19 protein-coding genes are annotated in these 14,182 nt (G+C 32.6%); 1 reads left to right on the top strand and 18 read right to left on the bottom strand.

Annotation, left to right across the window (positions count from 1 at the left end):
• Positions 1-25: 25 nt before the first annotated feature.
• The 11 genes from JNUCC83_RS08110 to JNUCC83_RS08160 form a co-directional block, all read right to left on the bottom strand.
• Complete coding sequence (locus JNUCC83_RS08110; protein WP_454459542.1) at positions 26-1,213, bottom strand: acetate/propionate family kinase; 1,188 nt, start codon at positions 1,211-1,213, stop codon at positions 26-28.
• 16 nt (positions 1,214-1,229) lie between these two features.
• Complete coding sequence (locus JNUCC83_RS08115) at positions 1,230-2,240, bottom strand: class I SAM-dependent methyltransferase (RefSeq protein ID WP_454459543.1); 1,011 nt, start codon at positions 2,238-2,240, stop codon at positions 1,230-1,232.
• Positions 2,241-2,362: 122 nt separating this feature from the next.
• Entirely contained in the window at positions 2,363-2,692 is a 330-nt protein-coding gene (locus JNUCC83_RS08120) for a hypothetical protein (RefSeq protein ID WP_454459544.1), read from the bottom strand.
• Positions 2,670-3,080: a competence type IV pilus minor pilin ComGF gene (gene comGF, locus JNUCC83_RS08125; protein WP_454459545.1), complete on the bottom strand. Its 411-nt coding sequence runs from the start codon at positions 3,078-3,080 to the stop codon at positions 2,670-2,672. Before comGF ends, JNUCC83_RS08120 begins: the two co-directional genes overlap by 23 nt.
• A gap of 2 nt (positions 3,081-3,082) precedes the next feature.
• Positions 3,083-3,382 (bottom strand): hypothetical protein, encoded by a 300-nt coding sequence (locus JNUCC83_RS08130; RefSeq protein ID WP_454459546.1) that lies wholly within the window; start codon positions 3,380-3,382, stop codon positions 3,083-3,085.
• On the bottom strand, positions 3,366-3,809 hold the full coding sequence (locus JNUCC83_RS08135; protein WP_454459547.1) for a prepilin-type N-terminal cleavage/methylation domain-containing protein: 444 nt from the start codon (positions 3,807-3,809) through the stop codon (positions 3,366-3,368). The genes JNUCC83_RS08130 and JNUCC83_RS08135 overlap by 17 nt, the downstream gene beginning before the upstream one ends.
• Positions 3,802-4,047: a competence type IV pilus major pilin ComGC gene (gene comGC, locus JNUCC83_RS08140; RefSeq protein WP_454461349.1), complete on the bottom strand. Its 246-nt coding sequence runs from the start codon at positions 4,045-4,047 to the stop codon at positions 3,802-3,804. Before comGC ends, JNUCC83_RS08135 begins: the two co-directional genes overlap by 8 nt.
• A gap of 50 nt (positions 4,048-4,097) precedes the next feature.
• Positions 4,098-5,147 carry a competence type IV pilus assembly protein ComGB gene (gene comGB / locus JNUCC83_RS08145; RefSeq protein WP_454459548.1) on the bottom strand — a complete coding sequence of 350 codons (1,050 nt, stop codon included), beginning with the start codon at positions 5,145-5,147 and terminating at the stop codon, positions 4,098-4,100.
• Entirely contained in the window at positions 5,101-6,048 is a 948-nt protein-coding gene (comGA, locus tag JNUCC83_RS08150) for a competence type IV pilus ATPase ComGA (protein WP_454459549.1), read from the bottom strand. The genes comGB and comGA overlap by 47 nt, the downstream gene beginning before the upstream one ends.
• A 109-nt stretch (positions 6,049-6,157) precedes the next feature.
• On the bottom strand, positions 6,158-6,880 hold the full coding sequence (locus tag JNUCC83_RS08155; protein ID WP_454459550.1) for a YebC/PmpR family DNA-binding transcriptional regulator: 723 nt from the start codon (positions 6,878-6,880) through the stop codon (positions 6,158-6,160).
• An 84-nt stretch (positions 6,881-6,964) separates the two neighbouring features.
• Positions 6,965-7,468 (bottom strand): VanZ family protein, encoded by a 504-nt coding sequence (locus JNUCC83_RS08160; RefSeq protein ID WP_454459551.1) that lies wholly within the window; start codon positions 7,466-7,468, stop codon positions 6,965-6,967.
• 96 nt (positions 7,469-7,564) lie between these two features.
• Here JNUCC83_RS08160 and JNUCC83_RS08165 point away from each other — a divergent pair, with 96 nt between their 5' ends.
• On the top strand, positions 7,565-9,379 hold the full coding sequence (locus tag JNUCC83_RS08165; protein ID WP_454459552.1) for a M3 family oligoendopeptidase: 1,815 nt from the start codon (positions 7,565-7,567) through the stop codon (positions 9,377-9,379).
• Between the two features lie 46 nt (positions 9,380-9,425).
• Here the strand turns inward: JNUCC83_RS08165 and JNUCC83_RS08170 are convergent, their stop codons facing one another.
• The 7 genes from JNUCC83_RS08170 to JNUCC83_RS08200 all read right to left on the bottom strand — a co-directional run bounded on the left by JNUCC83_RS08170 (position 9,426) and on the right by JNUCC83_RS08200 (position 14,138).
• Positions 9,426-9,935, bottom strand: coding sequence for a QueT transporter family protein (locus JNUCC83_RS08170; RefSeq protein ID WP_454459553.1), 510 nt, complete (start codon positions 9,933-9,935; stop codon positions 9,426-9,428).
• Between the two features lie 136 nt (positions 9,936-10,071).
• The gene (locus JNUCC83_RS08175; RefSeq protein ID WP_454459554.1) at positions 10,072-10,821 is read right to left on the bottom strand and encodes a 3-oxoacyl-ACP reductase; all 750 of its coding nucleotides are present in this window, start codon (positions 10,819-10,821) and stop codon (positions 10,072-10,074) included.
• Positions 10,821-11,042, bottom strand: coding sequence for a DUF2829 domain-containing protein (locus JNUCC83_RS08180; RefSeq protein ID WP_454459555.1), 222 nt, complete (start codon positions 11,040-11,042; stop codon positions 10,821-10,823). The genes JNUCC83_RS08175 and JNUCC83_RS08180 overlap by 1 nt, the downstream gene beginning before the upstream one ends.
• 12 nt (positions 11,043-11,054) lie before the next feature.
• A complete protein-coding gene (locus JNUCC83_RS08185; RefSeq protein WP_454459556.1) occupies positions 11,055-11,801 on the bottom strand; it encodes a hypothetical protein in 747 nt (248 codons plus the stop codon).
• A 63-nt stretch (positions 11,802-11,864) separates the two neighbouring features.
• The gene (locus JNUCC83_RS08190; protein ID WP_454459557.1) at positions 11,865-12,674 is read right to left on the bottom strand and encodes a hypothetical protein; all 810 of its coding nucleotides are present in this window, start codon (positions 12,672-12,674) and stop codon (positions 11,865-11,867) included.
• Between the two features lie 36 nt (positions 12,675-12,710).
• A complete protein-coding gene (locus JNUCC83_RS08195; RefSeq protein ID WP_454459558.1) occupies positions 12,711-13,559 on the bottom strand; it encodes a hypothetical protein in 849 nt (282 codons plus the stop codon).
• Positions 13,560-13,586: 27 nt separating this feature from the next.
• Positions 13,587-14,138: a 5-bromo-4-chloroindolyl phosphate hydrolysis family protein gene (locus JNUCC83_RS08200; RefSeq protein WP_454459559.1), complete on the bottom strand. Its 552-nt coding sequence runs from the start codon at positions 14,136-14,138 to the stop codon at positions 13,587-13,589.
• Between the last annotated feature and the right edge of the window lie 44 nt (positions 14,139-14,182).

Below are 14,182 nucleotides of genomic sequence, written 5' to 3' on the forward strand. Positions count from 1 at the left end.
CTCGCTTTTTGTATATATTTTTTAATTATTTATTTTTTAATTCTTCAACATCTCTTGCAATCATTAATTCTTCATCAGTTGGTACTAAAAGTACTTTAACTTTTGAATCATCTGTTGAAATAACTCGTTCTTCACCACGAACATTATTTTTTTCAGCGTCCATTTCGCATCCAAAGAAGCTTAATCCATCAATAATATTTTGACGAATATTAATTGCATTTTCACCAATACCTGCTGTAAAGACAATAGCATCTACACCGTTCATTGTTGCAACATAGCTACCAATGTATTTACGGATACGGTCTTCAAAAATTTCAATCGCTACATTAGCTGCTTCTGTATTAGCATTTTCTAAATCACGCATATCACTTGAAATACCAGATAAACCTAGTAAACCAGATTTTTTATTTAAAATCTCAACCATCTCTTTAATATCAGTAATTTCTAATTTACCCATTAAATATTGTAACAATGACGCATCGATATCTCCTGAACGAGTTCCCATTGTAACACCTGCAAGTGGAGTGAATCCCATTGATGTATCAATTGATTTTCCTCCATCAACAGCTGTAATAGATGCTCCATTACCTAAGTGACAAGTAATGATTTTTAATTCTTCGATTGGTTTACCTAACATATCAGCCGCACGTTCTGCTACATAACGATGACTTGTTCCATGTGCACCATATTTTCTCGCACCATATTTTTCATAGTACTCAGTTGGAATACTATATAAATAGTTTACTTTTGGCATAGTCGTGTGGAAAGATGTATCAAATACACCAACATTTAATGTGTTTGGTAATAATTTTTGGAATACTCGAATAACTTTGGCTTCTGCAGGGTTATGCAATGGCGCAAATTCTGCTAAGTCATCAACTAATTTAAGTGCTTCATCATCAATAATTGCTGACTCTTTAAAGTGTTCCCCACCAGCAACAATACGGTGTCCTGCTCCTGTAATTTCATCAAATGAGTCAATAATATTTAGTTCTGTTAATTGCTCTAATAACATATTAATAGCAATTTCATGATCCTCAATATCTTTGATAACTTCATATTTTTCATCTTCACCATATTTAATAGTAAAAATTGAATCATTTAATCCGATTCTTTCAACGATTCCTTTAGCGACAACTGTTTCTTCTGGCATTGTGTATAATTGCCACTTTAAGCTTGAGCTTCCTGCATTAATTGCTATTGTTTTTGACATGTTATTTTCTCCCCTATTATATATTCGATTCGCACCATTGACGAAACTGATTAACAAAATTTAACACACTTTTATTCTCTTTTAAAGACGGTAATTCTGCCAGTAATACTTCTTTGGCTTGTTTAGCTTGATCGCCTTTATTTTGAACAAGTACAATCGATTTCCCTAAACTTTTTTGACTAAACAGAGTGGTTGGTAATTGTAAAATACCTTGTAGATAAACTTCTTTCATAAGCCATGTTTTTAATAGTTCAGCTTGTTCTGTTTCTAAGAAGTTGTTTGGCAATAAAAACAAACCAAACCCACTCTCTTTTACATATTTCATGCTTTGTTCCATTATCAAATGATGCGCGTAACTATGCTCAGTAGGAAAAGACGTCATGAAATCTTTTGCTACCTCATCTTTAGGATAATACCCGATAGGTAAATCAGCAATCGCAACATCGAGCGGTTCAATTAAGAGTGGTTCTAAAGAATCTTGATGAAATAACTCTACATCCAATCCTAACCAATTTTTATTAACAGCTGCTATTTGCAATAATAAATCATCAGCATCTACGCCAATACCTTTAAGATTTTTATAGCCTGCTAAATCCAAATGACTTAAAACAGTGTAAAGCAAATTTCCCATACCAACTGACAAGTCCCCAACAACCATATTGTCTTTATTTTTTTTCGTTAATTGTTCAATCATGTAACTAAATAAAAAGCCAATACTATCTGGTGTTAGTTGATGATTTGCTTGAAGTGGTTCCACTTTTAATCCACTAAGTAATGTTAATTGAGTGATTTTTCTTTTGTCTTCAACTGATAAGTCCAAACTTAGCAATTTGTGATAGTGTGTTTCAAGCTGTTTGACTTCTTCTTGATTTGGAACACCATTAATTACTCGGACATTGCCACCATCTAACAAATTTTCACCATTTTCAACATAGGCATCAAAAAAAGACGTGTCTAATGCTTTTTGTAATAATTTCACAGAGTCATTCAACGCTTGAAAACCTATCTCAACATTCGTTTGAGACAAATGTGTCACCTCTTCCTTGTCTTATTCACAAATCTCTTACTTTCCTATTCTATCGAAAGAATCGCTATATTTCAAGGTATTGAAACTGAAATTGATAGGGTTTTTTCGATTTATGATAGCCTTTACTCATTATTTACAAAAACATGTCGTTTAAAACCACTGTTTAATTCGATGTTTAGTTTGATCAAACTCCCAAATCGGCTTTTATCTATAACTAACTTGCCAATAGAATAATTGATGGTTTTTGATTCGCCATTTGACAAATGTTCAGATTCTTTTTTCCCTTTATCCTCTATAATATCTGCCAAATAAGAATCGGTCGCTTGTTTCATGACCAATTGCTTTTGTTTGTAATCATCAATGAAAAATACGGTGGTAATCATAAATAAAGCTAATAAACACAAAAAAGGAAGAGAAACCCCTCCCTCATTATTTCGATAAAAAGTAGACATAACTCTCCCCTTTTACAGTCACAATAGTCATTTGAATGACATTGGTGTATTCAATAAATTCTACTGTTTTTAGACCAACAATAATCGGTTGAAATCCTGGTTGTTTACGTAATTTATCCTCATACAAATCAAATATGACACGCTCTGCTTGATTATTTACCATCTTCGAATAGATTAGTTTATTAGGTTGGACATCAACAATATCTAAGCCTTTAATTTCATGCTCTAATTGTTTTTTACCTATTTGTAACTCCAAATACGTGCCATCTTGCTGTATGTCCCAAAAAGTATTGATTTGCTGAATAAAAGGCGTTAAAAATATTAATAATCCCATCATAATACTTAAAGTAATTAAACATTCTAATAAGGTAAAACCGTCTTGCGACATTATCATCTGTTGCTGATTTCTAGTATAATGTCGCCCTTTTGTAACACAAAATGTTCCTCACTCCCATCTACAACTGTAATCTGTTCTCTTTCAGCTTTCTTCTTTAAAGCCTCTTTATCTTCCTTATCCTCTATAAATCCCCATTCTTTTGCAAAAATAGCCAGTTCCAACTCTATTTGATGTTTCTGATTTTCTTGTCTTAAAAATAATATTGTTTCAAACATAAATAATATCCCCACTGTTAATGTAAAAACAGCTAATAAACTTTCTAGTAATAGAAAACCATCATTGTTTTTCTTCATATCTAAACACCTTACTGCTCCCTAGCTGAACAACATAACGTATGACTGTATCCCTCGATTCATCGATAAACTGAAAGGTTTCTAATTTACTTGGGCTTGCTGAACCTCCTCTTAGTGTCACTTCACTCTTTTTATCAATGATTAGTGGAGGCTTAATATCAATGACTTCCTCAACTTTTTCTCCTTTAAATGTGTAATTAAATACTAATTGTTGGGTTAATTTATTCGCACTTACTTTACTATTTTCTAATTCAATCACTGCACTATGTTGGCTTTTCTCATAGAGTCTTTCAAACCCAATTAATTGAGAAGTAACAAGTTGTTGTTCTTTCCACCTCTCTAATTTTATCAGAGGAAGTATCCCCAACACGCTAATAACCAGTAAGACACATAGACACTCCCACAACGTAAATCCTTGATTATTCAACAACTATCCCAATTTTTTCTGCCTTATCTTTTTGCTCTTTAGAAATATAACCACCTTTAACTAATTCATCTAAATCTTTTGGTCTTTCTGAATTATCTAGGTAATACATTTCTGTTTGCGTTTGTATGACCTTAGTTAGTGCCTCGTCACCTTGTTTGTTGATACTTGATTGTTGTTTAGATAAATTTGGGACGAATAAAATAATCAACACGGCTATCACCAATAACACAATTAGCATTTCAAGTAATGTAAATCCATCATTCTTTTTTCTTAACTTTTTTAATATTTTCAATAGAAATCCCCCATTCCACTATATATTGGTAACAATAATGAGCCATAAACTGAGACAATTAGAATAGCAATTAAGATAAATGTGATTGGTTGAAGCCATTGGATTTTCTTCTCACATTCATCTATAAAAGATTCCCATTCACGTTGCCCGAAAACAACTAATTCTTGCCCTAATTTTCCATGTATTTCACCTTGTCTGATAATCCACGTTAATTCTGGCTTTAAAAATGTCCAACGAGCAATTGGCTCATCAATGAATATCCCTTCTTCTAGCGTTTCTTTTATTTCTTTAGCCATCTCTTGCATCAAATTTGAGTAGCCTGACTGTTGCATTGTTAACACCACTTCTTTAAATTCCATACCTTGTGATAATAAATTTCCCCACTCTGTTGCAAACAGTGACGTGTAGTAGTTTGTCATTAAACGTCCAACGATTGGTATTTTGATGTATATTGTTAATTTTTTTATCTGTGAGCCTTTATTCCACCTCTTATCTAATAAGTAGCCAACTACTAGTAAGACACCTAAAAAAATAAACGTGTATTGAATCCCCTTATCTAGAAAATAAAACATTGGAGAATCAGCCCCATCTTGCGACAAATCAGATAATTGTGGTAGGATAAGCCACTTCATTCCTAGCACCATAGCCACTAAAAATAGTAGTAACAACAACGGATAACTTAATACCTTGATCATTTCTTTTCGTTGTTTTTCTCGTTCTCTCATTTGACGCGACATTCTTTTTAATGTTCCAACCAAATCTCCATGCACTTCAGAAAATTTAATAGGGGCTAATTGTTCTTTGGAAAAACCTATCCCCATTAAACTTTGAGCAAATGACTCTCCCTTTAATAATTTCTTCTCAATAAATATTAATTGTTTCGTCTGTTTGACTGAAATAGTCCTCATAAATGTTATACTCTGTTCAAGACTAAAACCATTTTCTAAAAGAGTCGCCAATAGATAAACAAAATCATCTTTTTGTTGTCGTTTAAATGGCTTAATCTTTGAATTTTTGGTACGTTTTCCCAGTGATTTTCTTTTCATAATATGCTTTTTGTAAACTTTTTTCCCATTGGTTCTCACCTTCTTGATAAGACATATCATATAATACGCCATACTTATCTTTGGTTAATATCGGTATCATCTCTTGATAAACAATTCCTTGAACACTTTGACATATGTCTTCTTTAGGAATCCCTAATTCGATTAATCGCGACTCAACTCCTCTCCTATTTTTTGCATGAATTGTTGAAAAAACTAAATGTCCTGTAAGAGCTGCTCTTATAGCCATTTTTGCTGTTTCAGTATCCCTAATCTCCCCAATCATCAAGCAATCTGGTCGATGTCTTAGACAAACTTTTATTAACTCTTGGTATGTTAGACCTATCTTTTCATTCACCTGAAACTGTAAACACCCCTCATCTTCAATTTCTACGGGGTCTTCAATTGTTATAATATGTTTATTATTTCGAAGGAGTAACTCATTCATCAATACATGCATCGTTGTTGATTTTCCTGAGCCTGTCGGACCAGAAAATAAAAACAAGCCATTTCTACTGATTTGTTGTTTAATCATATGTAGTTGTTGTTCATCAACAAAATTCAGCGTTTTTGAAGACATAGGATATAAAAAACGAATAACTAATGTTTCTCTGTTTAAAAAATCTCCTACAACGGATAAGCGTACCCTGATGACACCTTGCTTTAACTTTATTGTTGTGCCACCCATCTGAGCTTTCCTTTTCTCAGCTATATCCATCCCTGCAAGATATTTAAAATATAAAATTAGCTGTTCTGCGGTTTTATCTGCTAATTCACTATAACGACTTATTTCATGATGGTATCTAAAAGACACTTCATAGTGAGAGACTTTTGGTAGAATATATAAATCACTCATCTGATTCGTATAACCATAATGTAATAATTTCATTGCTAATTTTTTCATGTGTAAATTCCTTTCTCATAACTTATATTTGCTTAATTTTAAAAATTCACTGAAAAAAACAAAAAAACCAACCAGATAGTTTCTGATTGGCTTGTTGATGATTATTATTCTACATATCTGCTGATGTAAAGACTTCTGAAACATCGTCATCATCTTCTAAAATATCAACAATTTTTTCTAACTTTTCTTTATCACTTTCACTTATCTCAACCAAGGTTTGTGGTACCATTGTTAACTCTGCTTGAGCGAGAGTATACTCTTTTTCTAACGCATCTCTTACTGCCGTAAATTCAGTCGGTTCGGTATAGATTTCAAATACTTCATCTGACACTTCGATATCATCACCACCTGCTTCAAGGACACTTAATGTCATCGTATCTTCATCAACGTCTAATCCTTCACGTTCAATGACAATGTACCCTTTACGATCAAACATATAAGCAACTGAACCGGACTCGCCTAAAGAACCGCCATTTTTATTGAAAGCTACGCGTACATTAGTAGATGTTCGGTTTCGATTATCTGTCAAAGCATGAACCAAAATTGCCACTCCAGCTGGACCGTATCCTTCATAAACCACTTCATCATAATTTTCACCTTCACCAGCGCTTGTTGCTTTTTTTATTGCTCGCTGGATGTTGTCATTTGGCATATTAGCTGTTCTTGCTTTATCTAACACTAATCTTAATGAAGGATTAGACGACGGATCAGGCCCACCACTTTTTGCTGCCATATAAATTTCACGCGATAACTTTTGAAATACTTTACCACGCTTAGCATCTTGTGCTCCTTTTCGATTCTTAATGTTATTCCATTTTGAATGTCCTGCCATTCTAATTCCCCACTTTCTAGTATGATTTAAAACATATACTGTCATTTTAACATAAGTTATTCTTAAAAGAGACCTATGACTAACCTATTTTGACTTTTTACGTCCAAACTCAGTATAAAGCAGTAACATCGCACACGCTGTTAGAGCGCCTATACTGTCTAACATGACATCTTGAAACAATGGCGTTCTATCCCCTGTTAACATTTGATGAAACTCATCCATTGCTGCATATCCAGTGGCACTCATCCAAGCAAAAAATAAACTCCAAATAGATTGTTTCAATTTTGAGTATAATATGAGAAATAGGCTACCTCCCAAAATAAAAAACGTAAAAAAATGTGCCGCTTTACGTATAAAGAATTCTACAAATTTAAAATAACCCATTGCTTGTATACTAACCTCGCTCCCACCATAATGAAAGACAACACCTTGTAATTTTGATGAAAATGGCTCGCTTACTAGCCACTTTTGAAGTAGTGGGACTGAACTTTGTTCTGTATAGGTTTTTGATGAACTATAAAATAGAACAAACATGATAGCTAGAGCAACTATCACATACACTTTTGGTTGACTTAATTTACTTTTCATAAACAACTTCTCCTATCTTAAACTTTTTTAGCTTTTTATCATTGTTTTTTAATAGTATAGGGTATAATATAACCATAATGAAAGGAGTCAGATAATATGACATATTCTATAACATGGGATTTAGATTCAATTTTTAATGGAGGGATTGACTCTAAAGAGTTAGAACAACGCCTATTATTACTTGATGATGAAATTACAGAGTACCAATCACTCGTTACAGATTGGAATCCAGAAACAGATGTGCCAGAATTTAAAGCATTCGAGGCTATTATGACTGTTCAAGAAAAAATATCTAAAGGCTTTGGCCAAACAATCAGTTTTGTAAATGCCATTCAATCAGCAGATGTTAACAATAAAAAAGCTGGTAGCGTGTTGGCTGGATTATTTACAAAACATACAGGATTTAAAAATGCTAACGTCCTTTTCAATAAAAAATTAACAAACCTATCTACAGATACTTGGAATGCTCTTCTTGCTTCTGATTTTGCTCAAAAACAAGGTGTGGCTTTTAATTTAACAGAAGCTCGCGAACAAAGCAAACGCCTATTAAGTGAAAAAGAAGAATCAGTAATTAACCAATTATCGACAGATGGATTTAACGCATGGAGTTCTCACTATGATACAATCGTAGCTAATATCCAATTTCCATTTGAAGAAGATGGAAAAACAACATACCTTTCAGCAGGACAAGCATTTAACCGTATGATGGGAGATGCTGATAAAGATGTTAGACAACGTTTGTTTGATACATGGGAAAAAACATGGGCAAATTACGCGCCACTTTTTGCCGACACATTAAATCACTTAGATGGTTATCGTTTAACAAATAATAAACTACATGGTATCACTGATCATTTGGAAATTCCATTAGAGTATAACCGCATGAAAAAAGAAACGTTGGATGCTATGTGGGGAACAATCGCTGCAAACAAACAACCTTTTGTAGACTTCTTAACTCGTAAAGCTCAATTATTCGGCAAAGAAAAAATGGATTGGCAAGACCAAGATGCCCCTGTGATTTTAGGTAAATTTGAAGAAAAACGTTACACCTTTAATGAAGCCGCTGAATTTATTATTGAAAACTTCAATAAATTCAGTCCTAAAATGGCTGACTTTGCTAAAATGGCTTTTGAAAAAAGTTGGATTGAAGCAGAAGATAGACCTGGTAAACGTCCAGGTGGTTACTGTACTGGATTACCTGAAAACGAAGAATCTCGTATTTTCATGACATATGGTGAATCAATTAATGAAGTATCGACTTTAGCTCACGAATTAGGTCATGCATTCCATTCACACGTGATGTGGGATTTACCATCTGTGAGTCAAGACTATGCCATGAACGTTGCTGAAACTGCGAGTACGTTTGCTGAATTAATTGTGGCAGATGCAACTCTTAAACAAGCCAAATCAACAGAAGAAAAAATCAACTTGCTTGATATTAAAATGCAAAATGCCACAGCGATGTTTATGAACATTCACGCGCGCTTCATCTTTGAAGATAATTTCTATACTGAACGTAAAGAAAAAGTATTAACAGATACTGAAATTACTGACTTAATGGTGGCTGCCCAAAAAGAAAGCTACTGTGACTCATTAAATTCATATCACCCACATTTTTGGGCAAGTAAATTACATTTCTATATCGATGATGTGCCATTTTATAACTTCCCATACACATTTGGTTACTTATTCAGTTTAGGGATTTATGCTTTTGCACAAAAACAAGGAACATCATTCGAAGATGATTACATCGCTTTATTGCGTGACACAGCTTCGATGACAACGGAAGAATTAGCACAAAAACATTTAGGTGTTGACTTAACATCCAATGAATTCTGGCAAGCTGGAATTGATATGATGATTCAAGATGTAAATACCTTCTTAGAATTAACAGAAGACTACGTAAAATAATTTAAAAACCTCTATGATTGAAGAAAATCAATCATAGAGGTTTTGTTTATTTTATAAAATCAATTTTTTTACTCATCCAATAGATAATGATACCGCCAACTGTCATAGAAAATAATTCACCTAACCCAATAATCAACCAGTTATAAAAAAATGGTAAATCATATAATATCGTGAGTTGTCCTGCGACGGTAAACATGGATATGGCAAAACTAATAGCTGTTATCACCATTTTGACTTTCATATTTTTAATACGTTTAGTGAGGGCATAATTTATTACTAATACTAAAAACGTGCTAATGCTTCCAACCAATACATCGATGATTCCTAATGGTGAAAAAGCATTTGCTATTGCTACACCTAGTGTTACAGCAACAATATAGCGCTTATTATAAAGTGACAAATAATTAAACATCTCAGATAATCTTAACTGAATTGCTCCAAAGCTAGTCACTGATAAAACTAACGTCACTGCAACATATAAACCTGCGACAATTGCCATTTTTGCTGTATCTTTTGTGGTCCATGACACAGCAGTGTGTTCTCTTTTATTTTCCATTGATATTTCTCCTTTACAAGGGATTACCTTGCTAATAACTACAACCAAAGGATGTGAGAAAAAATTCCCAACGAAGTGTTGTAGTGCGATAAACTCGCTAATTAATAGGATACACTTTTTCTACAAAAAAACAATCCTATTTTGTCATCCATCCACCATCAATAGGGACAATACTTCCTTGAATATAAGACGATGACTGACTCGCTAAAAATAATGTTAATTGAGCAACCTCTTCAGGTGATGCCCATCGTTTACAAGGGGTTTCTGCTGCCACCCATTTAGCCATCTGTCCGTCACCAGCAAAATCAACTGCATTCATTGGTGTTTCGATAGCACCAGGTGCTATACCAACAACATGAATCCCTTGACTGGCATAGTCTAACGCCAATTGTTTCGTAAATCCAACTATCGCGTGTTTTGACATCGTGTAACTAATACCACCTCCGCCACCAATTAACCCAGCAATAGAGGCCATATTTATAATTGTCCCGTGTTGTTTTTCTAACATAATAGGTAAAATTAATTTTGTTAATCTAAAGTAACTTTTTACATTTGTCTCGTAAATCGTATCCCATAACTCTTCAGACGTGTCATTCAATGTCTTAAAATCATCTAGTTTTCCAGCAGTATTTAACAATATATCGATTTGATTGTATTTAGCTAGACACTCACTAACAGCTTTCTCTAAATCTTTTATATTTGTGACATCACCTTTAAAAAACATAAACTGATTAGAAAATTGACTGTCACTATCTACTTTATCAATCCCGAACACATAAGCACCCTGTTCTAAAAACAAACGTGCTTGTTCTTTTCCTATACCCGAAGCGACACCTGTCACAAAAACGACTTTTTTATTAAATTCTGTGTAAATAATAGAACTCATTATTCAACAATCTCCCAATCATCTGCTAAAATATCGCACACAGTTGGTGCAAAACTTGAAAAACCTTCATCACTTGTCTTAATTAAAAAATAGTCTGTTACTGGACAGCCATCATAGACCTCACCGCTTACTAAAGTAACGTATAACTCAAATCCTCCCCAGCCTTTTCTAATTACTTTTTTCCCTGCTTTAAGTTCTGGCAATATTTTTTCAAATATCATATTATTTCTCTCCTATTGATTTATTATCGATATAATTCGTTGCAGTTCATTAATCTCATCCGTATCTTCTGAATAGCTAAACTCTTTCACATTAATTTGACTACGTGGAATCGTTCCATCATCAGTTGCTTCATTGAATCCTATTGACAATGAAGCATTACTAACCAATTCATATATCATGCCATTATCGCATAAAATATACTTAATAATAGGTTTAGTTGTATCTGCAACTTCACTAAATCCAGCAGCAAATGAACTCCTTTGTCGTTCATCAGTTGCCCCAAGTGTCCCATTTTTTGAATAATAAAATGTCACACCACCCACAACATGAAGTGGGAAAAAATCATAACCAGGATTATCAAGATTTTGCGCCATAGCCATACCATCTGGTGTCACAGCAAACCAATCTCCTCGACCTGCTGCACCGTGATCAAAAAACTCAGATGTAACAGCCATACCTCCAACTTTCGCTCTATGACTTGCCCAGTTTAAAAATTGCTGGTTAATATTTTGAAGTACACTCGTTTGATAAAACATCTCTTTTGATAGGGTTGTTTCACCAGACCCCTTTTCATTCGTCTCGTCAGATGTAGTTGAATTTTGTTCGGATGTTTCTTTCGTTGAACTTTGTTTTGTTGTTGATTGACTGGCTTGCACACTAGAACTAGTTTGACTAATTTTCGTCTCATCATTGTTTGAGTTTTGACTACAACCAACCAATACTAGGGATAATGACAATAATCCCGCCCATTTTTTCATCATACTCTCCTCACTTTTTTTTGATAGATTAAGTTTAGCATGATTTTTTATAGTTGATTATAACTATTCACTTGATGTTTTAGAAAATACAATACTCGATTCATAAAAATCTAACGTTTCTTTAAAACGAGAAATAAACTCACTATACGTTAAATCGTCTGTTATCCCTTCATCATAAGCACTACCAAATATATCATATTCAATTAAAATTCCTGTGCCATCATCAAAAATATAATACCGATATAAATTATTGCTAATAGACTTCTCATTACGATGAAATAAAATATATCCCGTTTGTATGTTTTCTATCTCTTCTGATGGAAATACCTTAGAAAAACTTTTTTTCTCTTCAACATATAAATCAAAACCATTAATTAAATTATCATACATTTTAAAATCAGCAGTATGCCCGACACTGCTCTTTTTATCATACACATTGGCTACTAGTATATCTTGATTATCTTGATATTTTTCTACATTAGGGATAATTGACCAATCAGTCTGAGTTTTACTTGCTATTTCTGTATTTTCTTTAAATTCAAATTGACATCCTTTATTTGTTATTAACTTTTTATCCTCTAATTTCAAATAAAGAGGTTGAGATTTATCAATATTCTCTTTATCTATTTGAGTAATAGTTGAGATTTTAAGAGGATAGAGAATATCATTCTCTTCATCATTATACATAAATAAATTATTATCAGTAATAAAAAAAATTAATACTATTAAACTAAAAAAAATACCCACGACCACTAATATTATTTTCAATATTTTATTTAGCATTCTATTCTTCTTCTTTTTAGATCTATCAATATCTGGTTTTATAAACAACTCATCGTAATCATCGTTAAACATTGGTTCTTTTTTAGTCATTTTATATCCAGCCCCACATAGTGAATAATATTATTTTCAAATCGGTGATAACACGATTTTTCTTTCTAAAAATTCTAAATCATCTTTAAAAACATTTCTAAATTCCTCGTATGTCATATCATCTGACACATTTTCATTTTTGGATTTATCTGGCCCGTTCATTCTTAGAAGTATCCCGGTACCATCATTAAAAATATAGTAACGATAAATATCATCATATAGATAAGATTCATCTTCTCCATCATGTTTAAACATATATCCTGTTTGAACATTTTCAGTTGTTTCTTCTGGATATACTTTTGTAAAACTTCCTTTTGCTGTGTCCATAAAAAAATATTTACCATTAATAACATTTTCATATATTTCAACATATATAGAAGAAACCAATCTTCCAACACTATATAAAGACACACTCATTATATCCTCACCGGAGGAATATTCCATTAAAGTAGGTATAACTGACCAACTTTGTTGATCATATGATTCTATTTGAACTTCTTCAATAAATTCTATCTGATATCCCTTGTTTGTCACCAGTTTATTACCATCTAATTCTACATATAATGGATTAGCCTTATCTACATGTTCATTCCTAGCTTGTGTTACCTCAGTTACTTTAAAAGGATAGTAATTATCATATACTTCTTCTTCACTTTCACTAACAATAGCATTTTTTTCATCTGTTTCAATTTCTATATCAGTAGGGGAAGACCCTATCCATGCTAAAAAAATCACTATCATAATTAATGAAAAATATATGCCAATGTTTTTAAAAAGTGTTTGTTCGTTAAAAATTATATCTTTCTGTACTTTTTTCTTTTTATATTTTGGTTTTATAAATAATTTATCATAAGAATCATAAAAATTCCCCTTTTTCTTTTTCATCACTATCTCCTAACTTCTAAGCATTTTTCATCGTTGTTTTTCTAACACTTTTTTAGTCAAATCAATTTCATTCATCACATCAACAATGCTCTCTTCATAGTCATCTGTAATACTCTCACAAATAAAAATTAAACTTAATAAAATTGATTTCATTGATTCTTTTATTTCTTGAGTATCAATACTAGACGCTTCAATCGACTCGTATCGCTTGGTTGCAGACAAAACACCCGGTAATTTAACATATAAAAAATCGTTAAATCCTGTCATCTCATTAGGATACTCCATTAATCGTTTAAATATCTCTTCAGCTGATTGAATCGCTGTATTAATCTCTGTATTATTTCTTAAATTATTTGAGTTTTCTACAAGTTCTTTCCACTCGATTATTTGATTTTTAGCTACTCCCATGGTCTCTTTAAACAAATCCAAATCATTTTTTGATAAGTGATGTTTCTTTTTATAATTTCTAATCCCTTGTTTGTATCCTATAATCAACTTAACTTTTTCCCTATTTTGATAAACAATGATACCTGCTATTATCGCTAAAACAAAGATTAATCCTATCATCTCAATTCCCACTCCAATTCCTCATTATACAAAAATTACATTAATTGCTATAAAGT

The sequence above is a fragment of the Vagococcus sp. JNUCC 83 genome (assembly GCF_053667615.1).